The sequence below is a fragment of the Cobetia sp. 1AS1 genome (assembly GCF_029846435.1).
GTDB lineage: Bacteria > Pseudomonadota > Gammaproteobacteria > Pseudomonadales > Halomonadaceae > Cobetia > Cobetia amphilecti.
Map to the genome: position 1 here is coordinate 74,672 of NZ_JARWKU010000010.1, position 24,209 is coordinate 98,880.

Annotated in this window: 18 protein-coding genes and 1 pseudogene; 16 read left to right on the forward strand and 3 right to left on the reverse strand. The window is 63.4% G+C overall.

The window, feature by feature from the left end; translation table 11 throughout:
- Positions 1-75: 75 nt before the first annotated feature.
- From msrB to rsd, 5 genes are all read left to right on the forward strand, one after another.
- Positions 76-573, forward strand: coding sequence for a peptide-methionine (R)-S-oxide reductase MsrB (gene msrB, locus QD280_RS14835; protein WP_279839850.1), 498 nt, complete (start codon positions 76-78; stop codon positions 571-573).
- Positions 574-733: 160 nt separating this feature from the next.
- A complete protein-coding gene (locus QD280_RS14840) occupies positions 734-3,157 on the forward strand; it encodes a Tex family protein (RefSeq protein ID WP_279839851.1) in 2,424 nt (807 codons plus the stop codon).
- Between the two features lie 164 nt (positions 3,158-3,321).
- Positions 3,322-4,920 (forward strand): glutamate--cysteine ligase, encoded by a 1,599-nt coding sequence (gene gshA, locus QD280_RS14845; RefSeq protein WP_082388318.1) that lies wholly within the window; start codon positions 3,322-3,324, stop codon positions 4,918-4,920.
- A 272-nt stretch (positions 4,921-5,192) separates the two neighbouring features.
- A complete protein-coding gene (locus tag QD280_RS14850) occupies positions 5,193-5,753 on the forward strand; it encodes a disulfide bond formation protein B (RefSeq protein WP_279839852.1) in 561 nt (186 codons plus the stop codon).
- Between the two features lie 126 nt (positions 5,754-5,879).
- On the forward strand, positions 5,880-6,392 hold the full coding sequence (rsd, locus tag QD280_RS14855) for a sigma D regulator (protein WP_215823319.1): 513 nt from the start codon (positions 5,880-5,882) through the stop codon (positions 6,390-6,392).
- 122 nt (positions 6,393-6,514) lie between these two features.
- Here rsd and QD280_RS14860 read toward each other — a convergent pair whose 3' ends face one another.
- Both QD280_RS14860 and QD280_RS14865 read right to left on the reverse strand, forming a co-directional pair.
- Positions 6,515-7,906: an FAD-dependent oxidoreductase gene (locus QD280_RS14860; RefSeq protein ID WP_043331433.1), complete on the reverse strand. Its 1,392-nt coding sequence runs from the start codon at positions 7,904-7,906 to the stop codon at positions 6,515-6,517.
- Positions 7,907-8,164: 258 nt separating this feature from the next.
- Positions 8,165-8,821 carry an HAD family hydrolase gene (locus QD280_RS14865; RefSeq protein ID WP_054555583.1) on the reverse strand — a complete coding sequence of 219 codons (657 nt, stop codon included), beginning with the start codon at positions 8,819-8,821 and terminating at the stop codon, positions 8,165-8,167.
- Between the two features lie 260 nt (positions 8,822-9,081).
- Here QD280_RS14865 and QD280_RS14870 point away from each other — a divergent pair.
- A pseudogene (locus tag QD280_RS14870) lies at positions 9,082-9,555 on the forward strand (RNA pyrophosphohydrolase); the annotation flags it as partial.
- 311 nt (positions 9,556-9,866) lie between these two features.
- A complete protein-coding gene (ptsP, locus tag QD280_RS14875) occupies positions 9,867-12,167 on the forward strand; it encodes a phosphoenolpyruvate--protein phosphotransferase (protein ID WP_052384254.1) in 2,301 nt (766 codons plus the stop codon).
- Here the strand turns inward: ptsP and QD280_RS14880 are convergent.
- Entirely contained in the window at positions 12,160-13,122 is a 963-nt protein-coding gene (locus QD280_RS14880) for an NRDE family protein (protein WP_279839853.1), read from the reverse strand. The genes ptsP and QD280_RS14880 overlap by 8 nt on opposite strands.
- A 162-nt stretch (positions 13,123-13,284) precedes the next feature.
- Between QD280_RS14880 and QD280_RS14885 the strand changes: the two genes are divergently transcribed.
- From QD280_RS14885 to QD280_RS14925, 9 genes are all read left to right on the forward strand, one after another.
- Entirely contained in the window at positions 13,285-16,098 is a 2,814-nt protein-coding gene (locus QD280_RS14885; protein WP_279839854.1) for a response regulator, read from the forward strand.
- 73 nt (positions 16,099-16,171) lie between these two features.
- Positions 16,172-16,954: a sulfite exporter TauE/SafE family protein gene (locus QD280_RS14890; RefSeq protein ID WP_279839855.1), complete on the forward strand. Its 783-nt coding sequence runs from the start codon at positions 16,172-16,174 to the stop codon at positions 16,952-16,954.
- Positions 16,955-17,081: 127 nt separating this feature from the next.
- The gene (gene lgt, locus QD280_RS14895) at positions 17,082-17,885 is read left to right on the forward strand and encodes a prolipoprotein diacylglyceryl transferase (protein ID WP_054555578.1); all 804 of its coding nucleotides are present in this window, start codon (positions 17,082-17,084) and stop codon (positions 17,883-17,885) included.
- A 213-nt stretch (positions 17,886-18,098) separates the two neighbouring features.
- A complete protein-coding gene (locus tag QD280_RS14900; RefSeq protein WP_043331428.1) occupies positions 18,099-18,893 on the forward strand; it encodes a thymidylate synthase in 795 nt (264 codons plus the stop codon).
- The gene (locus QD280_RS14905; protein WP_054555577.1) at positions 18,890-19,441 is read left to right on the forward strand and encodes a dihydrofolate reductase; all 552 of its coding nucleotides are present in this window, start codon (positions 18,890-18,892) and stop codon (positions 19,439-19,441) included. Before QD280_RS14900 ends, QD280_RS14905 begins: the two co-directional genes overlap by 4 nt.
- 103 nt (positions 19,442-19,544) lie before the next feature.
- Positions 19,545-20,540, forward strand: coding sequence for a ProQ/FINO family protein (locus QD280_RS14910; RefSeq protein WP_279839891.1), 996 nt, complete (start codon positions 19,545-19,547; stop codon positions 20,538-20,540).
- A 392-nt stretch (positions 20,541-20,932) separates the two neighbouring features.
- On the forward strand, positions 20,933-21,922 hold the full coding sequence (locus tag QD280_RS14915) for a TRAP transporter substrate-binding protein (RefSeq protein ID WP_192837504.1): 990 nt from the start codon (positions 20,933-20,935) through the stop codon (positions 21,920-21,922).
- Positions 21,923-22,019: 97 nt separating this feature from the next.
- Positions 22,020-22,604 carry a TRAP transporter small permease gene (locus tag QD280_RS14920; protein WP_279839856.1) on the forward strand — a complete coding sequence of 195 codons (585 nt, stop codon included), beginning with the start codon at positions 22,020-22,022 and terminating at the stop codon, positions 22,602-22,604.
- Positions 22,601-23,986, forward strand: a complete 1,386-nt coding sequence (locus tag QD280_RS14925; RefSeq protein ID WP_043331424.1) for a TRAP transporter large permease subunit — start codon at positions 22,601-22,603, stop codon at positions 23,984-23,986. Before QD280_RS14920 ends, QD280_RS14925 begins: the two co-directional genes overlap by 4 nt.
- The last annotated feature ends 223 nt before the right edge of the window (positions 23,987-24,209 follow it).

The following is a 24,209-nucleotide window of genomic DNA, read 5'->3' on the forward strand; positions in this document are numbered from 1 at the left end:
TGAGGCGATGCATCCAGCGCAGGCCGCTGCGCGTAGAAGTCAGTATTGCCGTTCATTGCTACAAGGAGACACGTCATGCAACGTCGCCAATTCATGGGGCTGGTGCTGGGGGCGGGAGCGATGCTGGCGCTGCCCAGACTGTCTGCCGCGCGTCCGGAGCTTGAGCTCGAGCGTGGCGCGGACATCACGCCGCTGACCCTCGAGGAAGACGAATGGCGTGCCCGCCTGAGCCCGGAGCAGTATCGCGTGCTGCGCGAGGAGGGCACCGAGCGTGCGGGCTCCAGCGAGCTCAACAAGGAGCATCGCGACGGCGAGTATCGCTGTGCCGGTTGTGATCTGGCGCTGTTCTCTTCTGCCACCAAGTTCGAGTCCGGCACCGGCTGGCCCAGCTTCTTCGATCATATCGAAGGGCGCCTTCTGACCAAGACCGACTACGGGCTCATCTGGCCGCGTACCGAATATCACTGCGCGCGCTGCGACGGGCATCAGGGGCATGTCTTCGAGGATGGCCCCGAACCCACCGGCCTGCGCTGGTGCAACAACGGTGTCGCGCTGCGCTTCGTGCCCGCGTGAGGCGCTTGGGAGGCACCCCGGTTGTCGCAGTGAGCGGCTAAAGCAATCTTGCCGCTTTGTGGTAACGTGACGACATCGTGATACAGACGGCCCGGTCGATTCCACGACCGGGCCGTCTGTATATTGCCGCATGAATTCTGCTGTAAGGGACTGACGTTTCATGGACGCTACTGCAACTGACGCTACCACTTCCCGTCCTGCACCGACGCTGTCGCCTGCTGCCACCACTCGCCGCATCCAACAGGCGCTGGCCGGTGAGCTTGGGGTGCGCGAAGAACAGATCACCGCCACCGTCGAGCTGCTGGATGGCGGCGCGACCGTGCCGTTCATCTCGCGCTACCGCAAGGAAGCCACCGGCGGGCTCGATGACACCCAGATGCGTCAGCTCGAAGAGCGCCTGCGCTATCTGCGTGAGCTGGAGGAGCGGCGTCAGGTCGTGCTCGAGTCGATCGCCGAGCAGAACAAGCTGAGCGCCACGCTTGAGCGGGATGTGCTGGCCGCCGACAGCAAGCAGCGCCTGGAAGATCTCTATCTGCCGTATCGCAAGAAGCGCCGTACCAAGGCCCAGATCGCGCGTGAAGCGGGGCTTGAGCCTCTGGCCGATGCGCTGCTCGCGGACCCGACGCTGGAGCCGGAGGCTCAGGCGGCTGGCTTCGTCGCTGCCGACAAGGACGTTGCCGATACCAAGGCGGCGCTGGATGGCGCCAAGCAGATTCTGATGGAGCGCTTCGCGGAGGACGCCGCGCTGGTCGGTCGCCTGCGTCAACGTCTGTGGGACGACGGCATCCTCAGCGCTCGCGTCATGAAGGGCAAGGAGCAGGAGGGCGCCAAGTTCTCCGATTACTTCGAGCATGACGAGCCGCTGCACAAGGCCCCCTCGCACCGTGCGCTGGCCATGCTACGTGGTCGCAATGAAGGCGTGCTGAGTCTCGCGCTCAAGCTGGAAGGCGAGGACGACCTGCCGCGTCACCCGATGGAAGGCGCCATCGCGGCGCATTTCTCCATCGAGGATCAGGGGCGCGCCGCGGACCGCTGGTTGAAGGAAGTGGTGCGCTGGACCTGGCGCGTCAAGCTCTATACCCATCTGGAAAGTGAATTGATCGGCCGCCTGCGCGAGCGCGCCGAGCAGGAGGCCATCCAGGTCTTCGCCGACAACCTGAAGGACCTGCTGCTGGCGGCGCCGGCGGGGCCCAAGGCCACGCTGGGGCTGGACCCGGGGCTGCGTACCGGCGTCAAGGTCGCGGTGGTGGATGCCACCGGCAAGTATGTCGATCAGGCCACCATCTATCCGCATGCGCCGCACAATCGCTGGGACGCCTCGGTGGCCGAGCTGGTCAAGCTGGTCGAGCGGCATGACGTCGAGCTGATCGCCATCGGCAACGGCACCGCCTCGCGCGAGACCGACAAGCTGGCCGCCGACGTGCTGACGCGCCTGTCCGGCCGTCGCCTGCAGAAGGTGATGGTCAACGAGGCCGGCGCGTCCATCTACTCGGCCTCGGAATATGCGGCCCGCGAATTCCCGGACCTGGACGTGACCATCCGCGGCGCGGTCTCCATCGCCCGCCGCCTGCAGGACCCGCTGGGCGAGCTGGTCAAGATCGAGCCCAAGTCCATCGGCGTCGGCCAGTACCAGCATGATGTCAGTCAGGTGCAGCTGGGGCGCAGTCTGGAGGCCGTCGTCGAGGATTGTGTCAACGGTGTCGGCGTCGACCTCAACATGGCCTCAAGTGCGCTTCTGTCACGCGTCGCCGGTCTCAACACCACACTTGCCGAGAATATCGTCGCGCACAGGGATGCCAATGGCCGTTTCGCCTCGCGCCAGGAATTGCTCAAGGTCAGCCGGCTGGGTCCGCGCACCTTCGAGCAGTGTGCCGGTTTCCTGCGCATCGCCTCCGGCAAGAATCCGCTGGATGCCAGTGCCGTCCACCCGGAGGCCTATCCGCTGGTCGAGCGTATCGCCAAGGCGCACGGGCGTGATCTGCCGAGTCTGCTGGGTGACAGCGCCTTCCTGCGCACCGTGAAGCCGACGGAATTCACCGATGAGCACTTCGGCCTGCCGACGGTGACCGACATCCTGCGTGAGCTGGACAAGCCGGGACGTGACCCGCGCCCCGAATTCCGCTTCGCCGAGTTCAAGGAAGGTGTCGAGACCCTCAAGGACCTCGAGCCGGGCATGAAGCTTGAGGGCGTCGTCACCAACGTGACTCACTTCGGGGCCTTCGTGGACATCGGCGTGCATCAGGACGGCCTGGTACACATCTCTGCCCTGTCGCAAAAGTATGTTGCCGACCCGCGCGAGGTGGTCAAGGCGGGCGACATCGTCAGCGTCAAGGTGATGGAAGTCGACATCCCGCGCGCGCGCATCGCGCTGAGCATGCGCATGAGCGATACTCCCGCCGAGAAAGGCGCGGCAGGCGAGGCGCGACGCGGCGCAGAGGGTGGTCGCGGTGGGCGCTCGCAAGGTGGCGGTGGCCGTCAGGAGCGCGGTGGTCGCGGCAGCAATTCTGGCGCGAGCGGCGGCGCGGCACCGGCCAACAATGCGATGGCAGCAGCATTGCTCAATGCGCGCAAGTCGAAATCATAAGCCTTGAAAGCATTTTTTACGCGCCCATAATGTGGGCATACTGACCTGACGCGAACGGTACCTGCCGTTCGCGTCTTGCATGGCATCCGGTGCAGCACGCGGGCCATGGTCATCCAATTCGACCGGAGAGGCTGGGCTTCTCCCCATGCGAAAGGGTTCATACCTTGTCCGAGCAACTCGCGTCCGCCATTGCGCGACTCACGCCCCAGGCCCGTCAGGGTCTCTTCGGGCGCCTGCGCCGTGGTATCGAGAAGGAAGGCCTGCGGGTTACCGCTGGCGGTGACATCAGCCAGACGCCGCATCCGCGTTCTCTAGGGTCGAAGCTGACCCACCCGTACATCACCACGGACTATTCCGAGTCTCTGCTCGAGTACATCACCCCGGTGTTCACTCGTCCCAAGGAGTCGCTGGAGTTTCTGGCTGACCTGCATCGTTTCAGCTATCGCAACCTGGGCGATGAGCTGATCTGGCCGGCCAGCATGCCGCCGCGTCTGCACGGCAACGACAGCGTGCCGATCGCCGATTACGGCACCTCCAACAGCGGCACCATGAAGCATATCTACCGCAAGGGGCTGGATGTCCGTTACGGACGCATCATGCAGTCGATTGCCGGTATCCATTACAACTTCTCGCTGCCGGATGACTTCTGGAGCCTGCTGCAGGGGCTGGAAGGGGCAGAGGCGGAAGATGCGCGCGACTTCCGCTCGCGTCGCTATTTCGAGCTGATCCGCAACTTCCGTCGTCACAGCTGGATCCTGCTCTATCTGTTCGGCGCCTCGCCGGGCATCGATGAGAGCTTCCTTGATGGCGGCAATGATGATCGCCTCAAGCGTCAGGCGGACCGCAGCCTGGTCTCGGCCTACGCCACCAGCCTGCGCATGTCGGACCTGGGCTATCAGAACAAGGTGCAGGCGCAGCTCAAGATCTGTTTCAACTCGCTGGACAACTTCGTCGGCACGCTGCGTCACGCCATCGTCACGCCGTGGAAGGATTACGAGAAGCTGGGCGTCAAGCAGGCCGATGGCAGCTGGTCGCAGCTCTCCAGCAACATCCTGCAGATCGAGAACGAGTACTACTCCGACATCCGTCCCAAGCGTGTCACCCGGCAGAACGAGACGCCCAGCCAGGCACTGGAAGGGCGTGGTGTCGAGTACATCGAAGTGCGCTGTCTGGATCTCAACCCCTTCCTGCCGGTCGGGATCGACGAGACGCAGATCCGCTTCCTCGATACCTTCCTGATCTGGTGTCTGCTGACCGAGAGCCCGTGGATCGACGACGAGGAATGCGCCACGCTCGACAACAGCAAGCGTCGCGTGGTCGAGGCTGGGCGTGATCCGGAACTGACCCTGAGCGTCAATGGTGAAGAGCGTCGCCTGCGCGATCTGGCGGCCAACATCATGGATGAGCTGGGAGAGGTCGCGGGCCTGCTCGACAGTGGCGACAAGACAGGCAGCGCGCACCGTGATGCGCTGGCAGCGCTCGCGCCGCGCTTCGACGATGCCCAGACCACACCGTCGGGCCGCCTGCTGACCAGCATGCTCGACAACGGCAGCAACTTCGTCGACGAAGTGCTGGCACTTGCCAAGGGTCAGGCCGAGCAGTTCAAGTCAGAGCCGACGGAGCGTGCGCGCGGCTATCTGCTCGATCAGCTGGTCGAGACCTCGCTGCAGCAGCAGGGCGATATCGAGAAGGGTGATCATCAGGATTTCGACACCTTCATGGCCGAGTACTTCGCGTCCGCCCATGGTACGCAACCGGCGTGATCTCGTGACGCAACGCCAATTCATGTTCAGGTCATCGCGACACGGCATGATAGATATCAGTCGCTGATAGTGACGGATTCGGCTATCGCTTCATCATCGGCGCCTCAGGCTTGAGGCGCCGATGATGTATGTGGCCTGTGCAGCCAGACTGAGCGCGGCTGCGGGGCACGACGCGGTGCAAGCCTCAATGCAGTCGCAGGGCCTTGATGGTCTTGCGGCTGCGTCATTTCTCACCCATGACTCCACTGGAGTTCCACCGGCAAGGACGGCAAATGACACAAGCGCACAAACAATCGGGGCAGCAGCCAGTCGCGCGCAAGGGCGGGATTGCCCAACTGGCGAGCTGGAGCGGGCGCCAATGGTGTCTGTTGGGAGCGCTGGGGTGCGCCTTTTTGCTGGGCGTGGCCTTCGTGCTGCAGTTCGCCTTCGATCTGGCGCCGTGTTCGCTGTGCATCTTCCAGCGCGTGGCGGTGGCCGTGGCCGGCGTCTTCTTCCTGCTGGGAGCCTTGCATGGCCCCGGACGCATCGGCACGCGTATCTACGCGCTGGGCGCACTGGCCGGCAGCATTGGCGCGGTCGTGCTGGCGGGTCGCCATATCTGGCTGCAGTCACTGCCGCCGGATCAGGTGCCGGCCTGTGGCCCGGGCCTCAACTACATGCTGGAAGTGCTGCCGGTATGGGACGTGATCACCCAGGTGCTCAACGCCTCCGGTGAGTGCGCCCAGATCAGCGCGCAATGGTTGGGTCTCTCGATCCCGCAGTGGTCGTTGATCGGCTTCTGTGGGCTGGCGCTGGTGCCGCTGGCGATGATGTGGAGCAGCTTTCGCCGTTGAGGCAATATGCCCTGCCACCATGGTGGGGGGTTGGCAGCGTGCACGGCATGGAGGATAGTGGGTTGGCAGCGGGGCGAGCACCGGATGTCAGCCCCTATCGTTCGGGTCATGCCAGAGGAGGCGCCCATGCTGGAGGAATGCACCACTGCGGCGGAACGCTTTCGTGGCGTTCATCAGTTGGTTGATCGCTGGCTGGACCAGCGACGCGAGATGCTGGTCTGCTTCATGGATCTGCACGAGGCCTGCGTGAATGACCTCGAGCAGCTCGAGATGACACGCGTCAATCGCTTCATCGAGCTTTTGATGGACTACATCTCGGCGGGGCATTTCGAGGTCTATCCTCAGCTCAAGGAAGAAGGCCGTGTCTTCGAGGACACCGCGGCGCTGGCGGTCTGCGAGCAGCTGATGCAGCGCCTGGAGCCCTCCACCGAGCTGGTGCTGTCCTTCGATGAGGATTTCTCCAGTCCTACCCGCTGCCAGCACTATCGCGCCCGACTGCCGGAATGGCTGGCCCGCCTGCAGCAGGGGCTGACCGAGCGTTTCGCGCTGGAGGATCAGCTGATCCAGCGTCTGCATGCGGTGCACGAGCCCATGGCCCAGTCGGCCCAGTCGGCCCCGTCGGGTCAGTCGGTGTCCTGAGGCCGCCTACCGCCAGGCACCCATCGACAGGCACCCATCGACAGGCACCCATCAAAAAGCCCCGCCAGCGAATGCTGGCGGGGCTTTTTGATGCTCATCCCGATGCGTGTCTCGAAAGAGGCTTACATCAGTGAGGAGGCTTCCGGACGCTCGATCTCGGTCAGTTCGATCTCGCCGGTCAGCAGATCACGCTCGAAGGTTTCCTTGTCGATGTTGAAGCCAAGGAATTCCTGGGCGAGATACATGTCCTTCTCGGCGTTGCCCAGACAGCTGGTACCACCCGGTGACGGCGTCATGTTGAAGACGATGCCGGTGCCCGGATTGATCTTGGCTTCGCCCATCACGAGCTTCTGCTTGCTCTTGTCGATCAACTGCGGACGAACGCCACCGAAGCCCTTGGCGAAGCTGACGTCCTTGACGTCCAGGCTCGGCACGATCTTCTTGATGTCGCCGTGGAACAGACGCTCACGCAGCACCGGCACCTCGAACATGAAGTTCTTGAAGATGTAGTTGCGGATGTCGCGCACCTTCATCAGGTCCCACAGGGCCTTGACGACGTTGCGGTCCATGCGCAGCACCTTGAGGAACTCCCAGAAGGTCTTGCCGTTGTAGCGCTCCAGCAGCGGCAGCATCAGGGCGGTCGGACCGAAGCGGGTCTTGCCTTCCACCAGCACGTCCGGGTCGCCGTGGACGGCGGCGAACGGCAGATTCTCGTTCTGGATGGTGTAGACCTTGCCGTTGAGCACCTTCGGGGTGAAGTAGAAGGAGCCGGCCATCGGCAGACAGGACTTGTCCAGGCCGTAACCCATCTTGTGGGCGAACAGCAGGGAGTGACCGCCGGCGCTGACCACGACATAGCGTGCGCTGAGCTCGCCCTTGTCGGTCTTGACCTTGTAGACGTCACCTTCCTTGCGGATGTCTTCCACGGCGGTCGAGAGGCGAACGTCGAAGTTCATGCCTTTCTCGGCCGCTGCCTTCTCGCCTTCGCTGACGAAGGCTTCCGACAGGGTGGTGTAGTTGACGGCGGTATATTCGTCGGTGGAACCCAGCGCGACGATTTCCTCGTCAGGACGACGACCTTCCACCACCTTCGGCTCCAGCTCGGCGATGTCATCACGCTCGAGCAGCTTCAGGTTGGGGAACAGCTGCTTGAAGGTGTCGAAACGCTTGCGCAGGAACTGGCATTCCTTGGCACCGACCGCCAGCACCATCTTCGGATACTTGTAGACGATGTGATCGCGCTCACTCTCGCTGAGCTTGGTGGCGAAGTTGACCACCATGCCCGCGGTGCGCTTGGTCACACGCGCCTTCTCGACCGTGTAGTTGGTCTCGATGTCGCCGCAGTGAATGGTCTGGGAGTTGTTGCGACCGTGCGAGTTGACGATCGCGACGTGGTCGTACTTTTCCACCAGGCCGACCGACTTGAGGTCGGTGTAGCGGGCGAGTTCATAGAGAAGGGCGGTGCCGGACACGCCGCCACCCACAATCAGGACATCGTATGTCGTTGAGGACATGGCTGCTCACGCTCAAGGTTGGTGAGGGACATCCCCCGGACCCGACCGGGATTCCGGAGGCCGTCCTGCCGTGACGGGGCAAAAGTTGCCGCACCAGGCTCGACGGTTCGATGGACACACATTATAGACACATCTTGTGCGAAATGATTCAGCAAATAAGGTCGACTTTATGGTGAATGCTTGTAGCCACATGAAAACCTTATAGCTGAGGCTGCTCGACCTTATGGATCGAGAAACTTCATGTAAATCAGTCTTTTATCAGTCGCGCAGCGAAATGATCCGCCAATCGCGCGCGTCAGCGGCGGCGCGCAGTTGCTCATCCGGGTCCACTGCGATGGCAGTATCGACACGCTCCAGCAGCGGCAGGTCATTGATGGAGTCGCTGTAGAAGGTGCTGCCATCCAGGGTGTGGTCACGCTCGGCCAGCCAGGCCTCGAGGCGGGTCACCTTGCCGGCCTGGAAGCTGGGGACACCGCTGACGCGACCGGTGTAGCGGCCGTTGACGATCTCGGGCTCGATGGCGATCAGCTCATCGACGCCCAGGCGGTCCGCGATGGGGGCGGTGATGAAGCGATTGGTGGCGGTGATGATCAGCAGGGTGTCGCCGCGTGCCCGGTGACGTGCCAGCAGCTCTTCCGCCCGCGGCAGGATGATGGGCTCGATCTTGGCGGCCATGAACTGCTGGTGCCAGGCCGCCAGCTGCTCCGGACTGTTCTCGGACAATGGCTTGAGTGAGAAGGCCAGGTATTCGTGAATGTCCAGCTCGCCACTCTGGTAGAGCTGGTAGTAGCGCTCGTTGGCTTCACGGTAGACGTTGGCGTCGACAGCGCCCTGTTCGACCAGAAATTCGCCCCAAGCGTGATCACTGTCCCCGGCGATCAGGGTATTGTCGAGATCAAAGATGGCCAGACTCACGGAAAACTCCTTGCTCTGCCCAGCCACACTCGGCTGGGCGACAGACACGGACAACAGAGCACGATAGGGTGCCGGCCCAGTGTTTGCGCGGGTGTACGGTGGCCGACGAGCAGTCTCGCACGGCCGTGTTGCACTGCAATAGCGTGAAGGCAGCGATTATTGCAGAGGTGCTCGGGCTTTCACACCGCCAAACCGCGTATTGAAGCGCTTTCAGCCTTTGTGGAAGAATGGTTTCAATTAACGAATCAAAGGTGACATCCGTGATCGACGCTGACGGCTTTCGCCCCAACGTTGGCATCATCATTGCCAACTGTGAGGGCCAGCTGCTCTGGGCGCGCCGGGTAGGACAGAATGCGTGGCAGTTTCCGCAAGGGGGCATCAAGCCAAACGAGACACCGCAACAGGCGCTGTTTCGTGAACTCGAAGAAGAGATCGGCCTGAAAGCTGAGGACGTCGAGATACTGGCCTGCACCCGTGGATGGCTGCGCTACCGGTTACCCAGACGCATGGTAAGAACGCACTCCCGACCGATCTGCATCGGTCAGAAGCAGAAGTGGTTCCTGTTGCAGATTCGCTGTCAGGACAACCGCGTAAGTGTGGATACCACACCCAATCCTGAATTCGATGGCTGGCGTTGGGTAAGCTACTGGTATCCGCTGGGGCAGGTCGTGGCCTTCAAGCGCGAGGTCTATCGACGCGCCCTGCGTGAGTTGGCGCCGCGTCTGCAGCGTCTGGTAGACACCGAGCGGCTCAAGGCGCTCGCCGAGGGGCCATCGCTGCATGAGGTGCGGGGTGCCTGCGGGCCGTCTGGCGCCAGTGGCTCACCGGTCGGTACCGCCAATGCGGCGGCGGCCAAAGGGCTCGATGGCACAGGTGCCGCAGATTCCGGGGCCGATGGCGCCAGCTCCGAGGGTCACGGACGTCATTCGTCCGGCTGATGGCGTTGATGGGCGCGGGTGGCTGAGCGTGGGGCACGCCGCCGTGGCTGAGCAATCACCTTCTCGACGTCTTCGATGCGCGAGATACACCATGCTTGAGGTACTCCATGCTTGAGGTGCTACGTCGTATCGTTCAGGAGGTCAATGGCGCACGTTCTCTGGACGCGGCACTGGCGACCATGGTGTTGCGCATACGCAAGGCCATGAAGACGGACGTCTGCTCCGTCTATCTGCTGGCACCGGAAAGCGATCGCTTCGTGCTCAAGGACACCATCGGTCTGCGCTCGTCGTCGGTGGGGCAGGTCAGTCTGGCACGTGGCGAGGGCCTGGTCGGGATGGTGGCGCTCAGAGAAGAGCCGCTCAACCTCGAGGATGCGCCCGCACACCCCCAATTCCGTTATTTCGAGGAGACCGGAGAAGAGCGTTTCTCCAGCTTCCTCGGTGTCCCCATCATCCATCAGCGTCGTGTGCTCGGGGTGCTGGTCATCCAGCAGCACGAGAAGCGCCGTTTCGATGAAGGGGAGGAAGCCTTCCTTGTTACCCTCGGCGCGCAGCTGGCGGGAGTGCTGGCCCATGCGCTGGCCACCGGGGCGCTGGGCAAGCTGGCCGGTACCAGCGGCCAGGCGACCTTCTCCGGCGTGGCCGGCTCGCCCGGTATCGCCATCGGCAAGGCCTTCGTGCTGTCTCCGCCTGCCGACCTGGACGCCGTCCCCGACCTGATCCCCACCGATATCGAATTCGAGATCGCACGCCTCAAGGAGGCGATCAACGCCGTGCGCGAAGAGATTCGCGTCGCGGCGGAGCGTCTCGCCAGTCGTATCTCCACCCAGGAGCATGCGCTGTTCGAGGTCTATCAGCAGATGCTGGGTGACGCGGCGCTGGGGCAGGAAGTCGAGAAGCGCATCCGTGAAGGACAGTGGGCGCCGGCGGCGCTGGCCGATATCGTGCGCCGCCATGTGCAGTATCTCGAGCGGGTCGATGACGACTATCTGCGCGAAAGAGCCGCCGACATACGGGATCTTGGGCGCCGCGTGTTGTCACACCTGCAGGAAGAGGGTGACAGCGGTCCGATCGAATACCCGGAAAACACCATCCTCATCGGTCACGAGATCAGTCCCGCCACGCTGGGGGAAGTCCCGCGGGAACGCCTCAAGGGGCTGGTCGCGGTCAGTGGCTCGAGTACCTCGCATGTCGCCATCCTGGCGCGTGCGATGGGGATTCCCACCGTGCTTGGCATGGTGGATCTTCCGTTGTCGCGACTGGGCGGTGCACCGGTCATTCTCGATGGTCACCGTGGTCGACTGGTAGTGCGTCCCGAGCTTGAGCTCGGCGCCTACTATTCACGGTTGATCGAGGAGGAGCAGGCGTTGAGTGCGCTGCTGGAACAGGAGCAGGATCTGCCAAGCGTGACCCCGGATGGTCATGTTCTGCCGCTGATGGTGAATACCGGCCTGGCGCTGGATTCCGTCGCGTCGCTCAAGTCGCGGGTCGGCGGGGTCGGGCTCTACCGCACCGAAGTGCCGTTCATGATGAGTGACCGCTTCCCCAGCGAGCAGGAGCAGGCGCGTCTGTATCGTGAGCAGCTGCTGGGCTTCGCGCCGCTGCCGGTCACCATGCGTACGCTGGATATCGGCGGTGACAAGGACCTGCCCTATTTCCCGATCAACGAGGCCAATCCTTTCCTGGGCTGGCGGGGCATCCGGGTGACGCTCGATCACCCCGAGGTGCTGATGGTGCAGCTGCGGGCCATGCTGCGTGCCGCGGAAGGGCTGGACAATCTGCGCATCATGCTGCCGATGATCTCGGGAATCGAGGAAGTCGATGCGGCGCTGGCGCTGGTCAATCGGGCGCTGGTCGAGCTGGCCGAAGAGGGCATCAACGTCTCGCGACCGAGTGTCGGCGTGATGATCGAGGTGCCGGCGGCGCTCTACCAGCTGGAAGCGCTCGCCACCCGGGTCGACTTCTTCTCGGTGGGCTCCAACGATCTCACCCAGTATCTGCTGGCGGTGGACCGCAACAACCCGCGCGTGGCAAGCCTCTACGATGCCTGTCATCCGGCGGTGTTGCGCGCCCTGGCGCGTCTGGCGGAAGAGTCGCGTGCGCTCAAGATGCCGGTGAGCGTCTGCGGTGAGCTGGCGGGCGACCCCGCCGGGGCCTTGCTGCTGCTGGGCATGGGCTTTGACAGCCTGTCGATGAATGCCCCGAGTCTGCCACGCGTGCGTGCGGCCATTCGGCGGGTGTCACTGAGTGCGGCGCAGGGGCTGGTGGACGAGGTGCTGTGTCAGCCCACCGCCGATGAGGTTCATGACCTGTTGCTCCACCGCCTGCAGGCCTGGGATCTGGCCCATCTGCTGCCGCCGCGCGACAACGCGCCTGTGGCACAGAAGGCTGGTGAGACGACTAGCTGAGCCGCCAGCTGCCGATATCTCCTTCCTCGTCGCTCCCCGTGGAGAGCAAGCGGGTCATGGCCCTGCGGCTGGCGATGGTATGACCCTCAGGGCTGAAACGGCGCTCCAGCAGGGTCAGGGTCTGCACCACTCCGGACGGATCAGTCGTATCCCTTGTCGGGTGGCGTTGCCAGCGCACCAGGGTCGAGGCCCGCGTGCCATATTCGGCACTGACGATAAACGGGCTGGACAGCAGGGCTTCGCGTTCGGGCGAGAGTCCGGTGGCCGGTAGCTGAGTCGGCGCGGGCCGCCAGTCATCCTTGAGCAGGTCGAGCAGCGCGTCGTCGCTCAATGGCCGTGCGGTTGTCTGACCGGCACGGACTGACGGGTCGAGGAGGACTGCCAGGCGGTCACTCAGGCGTCGTTGTTTGGGCCAGTCGGTCTCGGGATGGCCATTGCTCAGGCTGTGGATGCCCGCGCCGAGGCGGCTCACCTCGGCCCCTTGCGGGCCATGATGCAGGCGCCACAACGCCTTGCCATCGCAGACCAGCAGGTTGCACCAGTCCACGGCCTCAAGCGTCAGCGCAGACAGCTTCTGTGCGTCCGCTCCCTCCAGTGCCGCGGGCACGCTCTCTCCCGCGACCAGTGCGCGCAACCAGTCTTCAAGGCGCCAGCGCGAGCATCGACCCAGCGCCTGACGCGCCGCGGCCGCGACCAGCTGGCCACGGCTGATGCTGGCCGTCGGGGCAGGGTGGTCCAGCTGGCGCACATTGGTCAGCGTGGCGAGGCTGCCGGCGGGGTGCATGACCAGCCAGCCGCCGCCGGCCACCAGGTCGCGTCCGCCGCACAGGACACCATCCGGCCACACGCAGAGCCCGGCGGTGGCGCGTGCGTGAAACTCATCCCGGTTGCCGATCAGTAGCAGGCATTCGCCCTGCGGCGAGTCCGGTTGCCAGTCAAATGCCATCAGGCACATGTCGCCACTCCATCAGGGGGTCGGGAGAAAATAGCGCCTCTGTCACGCTGGCACTGCATGACGCCTGACGGCGGCTTGCGTATGCTGCTGCTTTGTCTCGACAGCTTGCGCTGGTCAGCGGTCGGGCTTGCCGACGCCTCACCTACAGGATGCTTTCAGATCATGTTCTCGCGCCGTGCTTCCTCTGTCGAGCCACCGCCTGCGGCGGCGATGGCTTCGAATGCCCAGAATCCCGCCAGTGGCCTGGAGAAGGTCTGGGCGCGCATGATTCGGCTGACGGCTGGCCCGCTGCTGCTGGCGGAGCTGGCGGTGGCGTTGAGCTTTCTGGTCGGGGCCGCCGTGGTCTGGGACAGCACGCAGCATGCCGCTGTCGATACCGCGCTGGGGGAACTCCGGCAGGAGCATGCGCTGGCCACGGCGCTGGTCAGCGAGCGCCTGGAAACCCAGCAGCGTCGCCTGCAGATTCTGGCGCGCTATGCACGGCGCCATCTCGACTTCGGCGCCAACGGGAGCAGCGCCTATGACGATGGCCTGGACCAGTTCTCGCTCACCGAGCAGGGCCAGCTGTTCAGACCGGTATCGCGTGGGGGGGCCGCACTCTACGGCGAATTCGCAGGGCCGTTGAGCGATGAGGATCGTGACGCCGGGCGGCGACTGATGCATATGCAGTGGCTGCTGTCGGACCTCTACTCGTCGGACCCCCTGATCTCACGCCTGTTCGTGAGCCTCGATAACAGCATGGTCATGCTCTATCCCTGGTTCAACGTGCTGGATGCCTTCGCGCCGGGCAGCGATTTCATGCCCTATACTGGCGTGCTGCCGGACACCGTGCGTCAGCTTGCCGAGAACACCGACAATGGTGCGGCGCGCGTGGTCTGGCTACCGCCGCATCCGGGGCCTGCCGGTCTGCCGCAGATCACGGCGCTGGCGGAGGTCTCACTCAGCAATGGCCAGAAGGCGCGTGTCGGGCTGGATCTCGCGCTGCCGCAGATGGAGGCGCGCCTGCTGCTGCCGGGGCATGCCCCCTCGGATGCCTTCTGGCTGGTCGATGACCACCTGAACGTCTGGGCGGCCAGCAGCAATGTCGGTGACGGCCATTCCCAGGAGCTGCCCGCGGATATCGCCCGCGCGATGGATACCAGCCTGCGCGGTGCCACACTGGATGACCCGCACGGGACTCAGGTGGTGGTGTGGGACAGCTTGCCGGTCACTGGTTGGCGCCTGGTGTCCAGCACGCGACTTGAGGTGCCCGGCCAGGTGCCGCTGCTGACCCTGTTGCTGGGCAGTGGTGGCGCGCTGCTGCTGGTGTTTGCCGTCGTCATGCTCATTCTGCAATGGCGCCTCAGGCGCATGGACCAGCGCCTGGGGCAGCCCTTGGAGTGGTTGGCGCGCCAGAGCGAGCGTATCGAGAATGGTGAGGTGATGGAGGAGTACCCGCCGGTGGGGCGGCAGGCCTATCCGGCGGATGACATCCTGCGGCGTCACCGTGGGGCCGTGGCCTTGCTGCGTCGTGGTCGCGGCCATGAGCTGGATGCCTTGCCGCTGCCGGCCTTCGTGATGCGTCATGGGCTGTTGGCGATGGCCAACCCGGCCTTCGAGAAGCTGTTCGGGCTGGTATTGCATGAGGCGCTGGGCCGGTCGGTGGGCAGCTTGCTGATGCTGGAGCCCAACCCCAGCGTGCCCAGCAGTCGTGAGCTCCGGGTACATGACGCCGAGGGCCGCATGCGGCGCATGCGCCTGGAGCTGTGTCGCTTCAACAATGACCCGGCGCAGGTGCTCGGCGTGATGATCGATGAGTCGGAGCACGATCAGGCCAGCCAGCAGTTGCTGGTCGCGCGTGACCGTGCCCGCGAAGAAGCGCGTCTGAAGAGTGATTATCTGGACATGCTGCACGCTGAGCTGACGCCGCCGCTGCAAGGGCTGGTGCGCAAGCTTGGTCAGCTCAGGCGTGAGCGTCATATCGAGGATGCCGAGCTCAGCCTGCTGCAGGGCCGCCTCGACAGCGTGGCGCAACTGCTGGACGCCCTGACCGAGCGCGAGGAAGTGGTACGGACACCGCTGGAAGAGAATGACTTCTCGCCGACCGAGACGCTGGGGGCGCTGCTCGAGGACATGCAGCAGCGCCATCATGATGTCGGCTGCCCCTTCGAGTGGCAGCTGGGACCGATGCCGGAGGCATTGCGCGGTGATGTGCGCCGCCTCGCGCAGCTGTTCGAGCATCTGGCGGAAGGCTGCGTGCGCCGCGAGAGCGCCAGTCATCAATCTCTGCTGCTTGAGCTGCAGCAAGCCTGTGAGCTGCCGGCCTGTCGCGATGCAGCGTTCTCTGCAGAGGGCTCAGAGGACGAGGGCGCTGGCTGTTGCTGTCTGCGGCTCGAGCTGCGTGGACATGTCGGGCTCGATATCGGTCATCAATCGCCCTCGAGCCTTGTCATGGCGCGGCGCTTGATCGACGAGCTGGGCGGCAGCTATCGCCAGATCAACCTGGACGATGAGCAGGCGCTGGAAATCCTGCTGCCGATGATATGGCCGGGCAAGCCGACCGAAACCCGCATTCTGGTGGTGGATGACGGGCCGGTGAATGCGATGCTGGCGCGCACGGTGCTCGGGCGGCAAGGGTTGTTGGTCGATACCGCCAGCAGCGGCGAAGAGGCGCTGGCCGCACGTGGCCAGCATTTCTACGCGCTGGTGTTCATGGATATCTTCATGCCCGGCATGGATGGCGTCAGTGTCAGCCAGCGCTGGCGCGAGCAGGAAGCCGCTGCCGGCAGTGAGCGGCGCAGTGTCATCATCGCGCTGACCGCCAATGCCAGTGAGGCCGATCGCGAGCGCTTCTTCGCCGCCGGGCTGGATGATTATCTGGGCAAGCCCTACCGCCCTCAGGCGCTGATCGACAAGGTCAGCATGTGGCTGCCTGATGTGACGCTGACGCCACGCGCGTCCGGCAGCGGCGAAGGTTCGCTATCAACAGACGGCTGACGGTCATGGCGCTGAGAGGCCCGGGCCACTCTCGGCAGACAGTCACCACAATGCAGCATGAAAGGAGTCGGGTATGTGGTGGTGGTATCCCCTGTTGGGCGCAGTCGCCGGCATGATTGCGGGGTTGTTCGGGATCGGCGGAGGGCTTGTCATCGTGCCGGTGCTGGCCGCGGCCTTCGTGCTGCAAGGCGTCGCGCCGGAGGTATTGATGCACCTGGCGATCGGCACCTCGCTGGCCACCATCGTGGTGACCTCGCTGTCGTCGGCGCGGGCACATCATGAGCGCGGTGCGGTGCGCCTCGATTGGCTCAAGCGGCTGTTGCCGGGGCTGGTGGTCGGCACCGGGCTGGGCGTGGTGCTGGCCAGTGAACTGAGCGGCGAGACGCTCAAGCTGGCCTTCGGCGTCTTCGTGCTGCTGGTGGCGGCCAAGCTCGGGCTGGATCTCAAGGTGGGCCAGATGGCCCAGGCGCCCGGGCGGGTCGGTCAGTTCGTGGGCGGCAGTACCGTCGGCGTGATTTCCTCGCTGTTCGGCATCGGTGGCGGCACGGTGATGGTGCCGATGCTTTCCAGCTGGCAGGCGCGCATGACCGAAGCGGTGGGGACCGCGGCCGCGGCAGGCTTTCCCATCGCGCTGACCGCCGCACTGACCAACATTATGGTCGGCTGGCATGCCCCCAATCTGCCGGAGCACGCCATCGGCTATGTCCATTGGGTGGCGTGGCTGGGCATCGTGCTGGCGTCCGTGCCGTTTGCGCGCCTCGGGGCGCGGCTGGCGCATGCCTTGCCGGCTCTGCTGCTCAAGCGCCTGTTCGCGCTGATTCTGGTCGTCGTCGGACTGCGGTTTCTGCTGGCGTGAGCGGGAATACGCTGCCTCAGGCAGGTCGTGTTCATGCTTTGACTGTTATGCTCTGCCCGCCTGAGAGGCGATGACTGCATCGCCCAGTACGTTGGTAGAGCCCGACTTCCTCATTCAAGGTTTTCACATGTTGCAATATCCTGAGATCGACCCCGTGGCGTTGGCGCTGGGGCCCTTCAAGATTCATTGGTACGGGTTGATGTACGTGATCGGTTTCGCGGCAGCCTGGGGGCTGGCGCGAGCACGTCGCGCACGTGTCGGCCTGAGTCAGGACGCGGTGGGCGACCTGATCTTCTTCGGCGCTCTGGGTGTGGTGCTGGGTGGCCGCCTGGGGTATGCGCTCTTCTATGGCTTCGACAAGCTGCTGGCGGACCCGGTGTGGATCTTCAAGGTCTGGGATGGCGGCATGAGCTTCCATGGCGGCCTGCTGGGCGTGTTGATCGCGATGCTGATGTTCGCGCGTCGCCATCAGCTGACCTTCTTCCAGCTGACCGATTTCATCGCGCCGATGGTGCCGATCGGCCTCGGCGCAGGGCGGCTGGGCAATTTCATCAATCAGGAGCTGCCGGGGCGCATCACCGATGTCTCCTGGGGCATGGTCTACCCGCTCTACGGGCCGGAGCCGCGTCATCCCTCGCAGCTCTATCAGTTTGCACTGGAAGGCGTCGCGCTGTTCGCCATCCTGTGGTTCGTCTCGCGTGAACCGCGTCAGAAGGGCTTGATCTCCGGCCTATTCCTGCTCTGCTACGGCTGCTTCCGGTTCATCACCGAATTCTTCCGTCAGCCGGACTCCCAGCTTGGCTTCATCGCCTTCGACTGGCTGACCATGGGCCAGTTGCTGTCGCTGCCGATGGTGCTGTTCGGGCTGCTGTTGATGGCCTGGTCGCGCGGTCAGGAAGTGGCGCAGCCGCCGGTGCCTCGCGCCTCCTGAGGGGCAATGCAGGCGTGAATACAGGGGGCATTCGGTGTAAACTGGCCCCCTGCCAGATACGCAAGAACGCGGCCATCGGGCCGCGTTCTTGCGTATCTGGCAGCGTCAAATATCGTCAACTGAACGATTCGAATTCATGAAGAGGCTGGTGCAGGGCGATCCACGGCACCGCTCGCCGCGCCAGCCTCTGACACGCCGTACGGACTTGCCACCATGCAACCCTATCTAGATCTGATGCGCCATGTGCTGGAAAACGGCACACAAAAGGGCGATCGCACCGGCACCGGCACTCTGAGTGTCTTCGGTCACCAGATGCGCTTTGATCTGGCCGAAGGCTTTCCGCTGGTCACGACCAAGAAGCTGCACCTGCGCTCGATCATCCACGAGCTGTTGTGGTTCCTGAAGGGCGATACCAACATCGCCTACCTGAAGGAAAACGGCGTGCGTATCTGGGACGAGTGGGCCGATGAGAATGGCGACCTCGGGCCGGTATACGGTTACCAGTGGCGCAGCTGGCCGAACCCGCAAGGCGGTTCCGTCGATCAGATCAGCCAGCTGATCGAGCAGATCAAGACCAACCCGGATTCGCGCCGTCTGATGGTCTCGGCCTGGAACCCGGCGCTGGTGGACGAGATGGCGCTGCCGCCTTGTCATGCACTGTTCCAGTTCTACGTCGCCGATGGTCGCCTGTCCTGCCAGCTCTATCAGCGCAGCGCGGACATCTTCCTCGGCGTGCCGTTCAACATCGCAAGCTATGCGTTGCTGACCCAGATGGTCGCGCAGGTGTGTGGCCTCAAGCCGGGCGAGTTCATCCACACCCTCGGCGATGCCCACCTTTACAGCAATCATCTCGAGCAGGCCCGTGAGCAGTTGACGCGTGAGCCGCTGGCGCTGCCGCAGCTGGTGTTGAATCCGGAAGTCACGGATCTGTTCGACTTCACCTTCGATGACATTGCCATCGAAGGCTATGAATCCCATCCGCATATCAAGGCGCAGGTGGCTGTATGAGCGATAATGAATTCTCTCCGCTGACGGCGGCGGCTGACACCGTCGTGCCCGTCGCGATGATTGCCGCCATGTCGGTCAACCGCGTGATCGGCGTCGACAACCAGTTGCCGTGGTATCTGCCGGAAGACCTGAAGTTCTTCAAGCATGTCACCCAGGGCAAGCCGGTGATCATGGGACGCAAGACCTTCGCCTCCATCGGCAGGCCGCTGCCCAACCGCCTCAACATCGTGGTCACGCGTGACAGCGAGTTCAGCCACGATGGTGTGCGGGTCTGCAGTGACCTGGCCGCCGCGCTGAGCATGGCGGACCACCACGCGATGATCGAAGGCGTGGATGAGATCATGGTGATCGGGGGCGGTCAGATCTACGCCCAGGCGCTGCCGGTGGCGACGCGCCTCTATCTCACCGAGGTTGCGGTCGAGATCGAGGGCGATGCCCATTTCCCGGCGCTGGATGCAAGCTGGCAGGAAGCGCAGCGCGTCCCGGGGGAGAGCGGTGAGGGCCTGCCGGCTTATGACTTCGTGCGCTTCGAACGCCGCGACGTCTGAGCCACTGGCTGGCCGGCGTGACCTTTACAGTCAGCAGGTACTGACACAGACTGGTGCCAAACGGAACTGCCCATAGCGTGCAAGGGAGGCTCAGGCCTTGACGATGGATCGCCTCGAAGCGCTGTATTCTGCGCTTGAACATGAAGCCGACACACAGCGACAGCAGCGTGACACAGAGCGCCAGGCCCGTGCGGCCCTGGAGTCGGAAAATGCCCGCCTGCGCGATGCGCTGGCCCAGCTGGAACAGCAGGCAGCGTCTGCAGCCACGGCAGATGCCGATGCGCATCAGCATGCGCTGGCAGAAGCCGAGCGTGCACTGGCCGCAGAGCGTCATGATCGTGAGCAGCTCGCTGAGCAGCTCGCGGCGGCGCGCCAGACATTGCAGGAGCAGCAGGCGCAGTTAAGCGCAGTGAATGAGGCGTTGCTGGCGCGAGATGCGCAATTGCGTGAACTGGTTGAGCAGGCTGAGCAGGCTTCTGCGCCGCAATCCTCCACGAATGCGGAGGCGGGTCTGGCAGCGCAGCAGGAGGCGCAGGCAGAACGCCTGGCCTCAGAGCGCCTGAACGTGAGTCAGCCGGCAGCTGACGCGCAGACAACGACGGCTGCTGATTCGTCTGAGGCTCAGGCACCGCAAGCTCAGGTACCGCAGGAGCAGGAAGCGCAGCAGAGTGATGCCGAGCAGAGCGAGGCCCCGCAAGCACAGCAGGCTTCTCAGCCTGAGTCGGCGCCTTCTCCGCATGCGCTGCTCAAGCAGTGGTACAAGCGCTATCCGGATACCTTCTTCAAGGGCCATACCCGGCCGCTGAAGATCGGCATCCATATCGAGCTGCTGGAAAAAGAGCCCTGGGATGACAAGCTGGTGCGGCGCGCGCTGGCGGGTTATGTCCATCTGCCGCGGTATCTGAAGGCGGTACGGGCGGGCACGCAGCGCGTGGACCTCTCGGGTCAGTCGGTGGGTGCCGTGACGGAAGATGAGGCACGCCATGCCCGTCAGCAGCTCGATGAGCTGACGCGCCAGCAGAAGGCGCGTGAAGAACAGGCGACCGATCAGCGCATCAGCCACAAGCTCAGCGAGCTGATGACCAAGCACCGTCCCTGAACACCGTCCCTGAGAATGTGCTGGCAGGTGGTGTGACAGCTGAGGAAGACGCTCGGTCGACAATGATCGGTGCTAACAGACAAGGCCCCTGTGCGGATTCCCGCACAGGGGCCTTGTCGTTGGTGGGCGGAAATCCGCACAACTCCTCACAGATCGCCAGTGCTGGCGGAATTCGGCTCACCTGTGCGCGAGTTGTGTGCGAACTGTGCGTCTTCAACTCATTGAATTGTCTTGATTGTCTCGTCTATCTGGCGGCTGTGGCGCAATGCTCGCAGTGTCTCGGCTATCCCTGCTCGCGCCGCACCTCTGCGCGGCTTCGTGAGGGAGCCGCGCAGACGGGATATCGAATGCCCTACAAGACCAACAATATCCGCAATTCAAGAGGATTCGCCATGCGCCTTATCAAGCCAGCCCTGACCGCCCTGAGTGCTGCCATCCTGTTTGCCTCAGCGACGGCCATGGCCGACCCGATCACCATCAAGTTCTCCCATGTGGTGGCGGAAAACACCCCCAAGGGCCAGATGGGCAAGAAATTCCAGCAACTGGTAGAGGAGCGTCTGGGCGACAAGGTGGAAGTCGAGCTCTACCCCAGTTCGCAGCTGTACGGGGACGACAAGGTGCTGGAAGCCATGCTGCTGGGCGATGTGCAGCTGGCCGCGCCGTCACTGTCCAAGTTCCAGAAATATACCGATCAGCTGCAGGTCTTCGATCTGCCCTTCCTGTTCAAGGACATGGGCGCTGTCGAACGCTTCCAGAGCAGCGAGACGGGCCAGTCATTGCTGACGTCGCTGGAATCCAAGGGACTGGTGGGGCTCGGTTATCTGCATAACGGCATGAAGCAGCTGTCCGCGTCATCGCCGCTCAAGACACCGGAGGATGCCGACGGCAAGAAATTCCGCATCATGACCTCCGATGTGCTCGAGGCCCAGTTTGACGCGGTGGATGCCGTCTCGCTGAAGAAGCCGTTCTCCGAGGTCTTCATCCTGTTGCAGACCAAGGCCATCGACGGTCAGGAGAACACCTATTCCAACATCTACTCCCAGAAGTTCTTCGAGGTGCAGCCGTACATCACCGAATCCAACCACGGCGTGCTGGATTACATGGTGGTGTCCTCGGCGCGCTTCTGGAATGGCCTGCCGGATGATGTGCGTGGCGAGGTCAAGTCGGCGCTCGATGAGGCCATCGTCTACGGCAACCAGCTCTCCGAAGCCAAGAACATGGAGGCCAAGCAGGCCATCCTTGATTCCGGTCAGAGCGAGATCATCACGCTCGACGATGCCCAGCGTCAGCAGTGGGTCGACGCCATGAAGCCGGTATGGGGCGAGTTTGCCGACGACATCGGTCAGGATATCGTCGACGCCGCGGAAGCTGCCAACCAGTAAGCCATCAGGCCATCCATCACTTGCCCCATCTTGAACGCCACGACATCGGCGATCTCGCGTGGGGCAAGTGTCCTTGAGCGACATGAGGATTTTTGCCATGGCACTACGATGGCTTCACAAGGCGGAAGAGACGCTGTTCACGCTGCTGCTGGTAGCGATGGTGCTGCTGGTCTTCGTCGAGGTGGTGTTGCGCTTCGTCTTCAATACCGGCATCAGCTGGTCACAGGAGGCCACGCTGTATCTGGCGGGCTGGTTCGTGCTGATCGGCGTGTCCTGGGGCGTCAAGCAGGGCGCGCACATCGGCGTGGATGTCGTGGTCAAGATGCTGCCGATGCTCTGGCAGCGCGTGGCGACCTTGCTGGCGCTGGCGATCTGCATGGCGTACTGCGTGATGCTACTGGTCGGCAGTTATGAATATCTCTCGCTGATGAAGATGATCGGCATCGAGCTTGAGGACATCGCGATTCCCAAGTGGTACGCCCTCACCATTCTGCCCATTGCCATGTTGCTGCTGATGCTGCGCTTTGCGGTACTGGGCTGGAAGGTGATTCGTGGCGATGCCAGTGGCTTCGGCTTTCATGACGAAGGCGAGGACAGCATGCATCTGGTGCAGTCGGACGCGCCGGATGGCCAAGACCACGGCGATGCTGACCGTGACAGTGACCAGGGAACACCAAGATGACCATAGCCACTCTGTTTGCGCTGCTGTTCGGCGGCATCTTTCTCGGCATGCCGATCGCCTTTGCGCTGGGCTTCTCGAGTGTCACCACGATCCTGCTGTTTTCCAGTGACTCACTGGGGTCGGTGGCGATCAAGCTGTTCGAAGCCCTGTCGCATCACTACACCCTGCTGGCGATCCCGTTCTTCATTCTCTCCAGCACCTTTCTCTCGACCGGTGGCGTGGCACGTCGCCTGATCACCTTCGCCACCGATGCCATCGGCCACGTGCGCGGTGGGCTGGCGATGGCCTCCGTATTGGCATGCATGCTGTTTGCCGCCGTGTCCGGCTCCTCTCCGGCCACGGTGGCGGCAATCGGCTCCATCGTGATCGCGGGCATGGTGCGCCAGGGCTATACCGAGTCCTTCGCGGCGGGCGTGATCACCAATGCGGGGACACTGGGTATCCTGATTCCGCCGTCCATCGTGATGCTGGTGTATTCCGCCGCCACGGAAGTCTCGGCGGCCAAGATGTTCATGGCCGGCCTGATTCCGGGGCTTTTGATGGGCGGTATCCTGATGGTCGCCATCTATATCGCGGCGCGGATCAAGAAGTTGCCAGCACAGCCTTTCCCCGGCGTACGGGTGCTTGCGCGCTCCGGCCTGATCGCCATGGGCGGTCTGATGTTGATCTTCATCGTGCTGGGGTCGATCTATGGTGGCGTGGCCAGTCCCACCGAAGCCGCGGCCGTGGCCACGGTGTATGCCTGGTTCATCGCCGTGGTGGGCTATCGCGACATGGGGCCGCTGAAGAACGTGCCGTGGCGCAAGGGCAACGAAGCCTGGGGGAGTGCGGGGTTGCGCGCGCTATGGCAGGTGCCTGCCGGGCTTCTGGGGTCCTTCACCGATCAGGAGGTCAAGAAGGTGGTACTGGATGGCGCGCGCGTCTCGATGATGCTGCTGTTCATCATCGCCAACGCGATGCTGTTCGCGCATGTACTGACCACGGAGCGCATTCCGCACACCATCGCCGAAACCATCATCGGCTGGGGACTGCCGGCGTGGGGCTTCCTGATCGTGATGAATCTGCTGCTGCTGGCGGCGGGCAACTTCATGGAGCCCTCGGCCATCCTGCTGATCATGGCGCCGATCCTGTTCCCCATCGCGACGCAGCTGGGGATCGATCCGATCCATCTCGGCATCATCATGGTGGTCAACATGGAGATCGGCATGCTGACACCCCCCGTGGGGTTGAATCTCTTCGTGACGGCGGGGATCACCGGCAAGCCGATGACCTGGGTCATTCGGGCAGCATTACCGTGGCTGTCGCTGTTGCTGCTGTTCCTGGTGTTGATCACCTACGTGCCGGCTATCTCGCTGTTCCTGCCCAACTGGTTGAGCAGTTGAGGATCACTGCCTGCTGACAAGGTGTGATGGCAAGAATGGAGACATGGCTCTATGAAGGGCTTGTTGACTGGATTCGATGACCAAGCCTGATGACCGATATTGATAGCAGACTCATGAATGAATCATTGGCACAGGGACGGTGCCTTTCATGAAGATAAAGCTGAGAGGAAACCACAACTTGGCATCAGACAAGCACAGTAGTTGACGGGTATTTGTTCTGCGA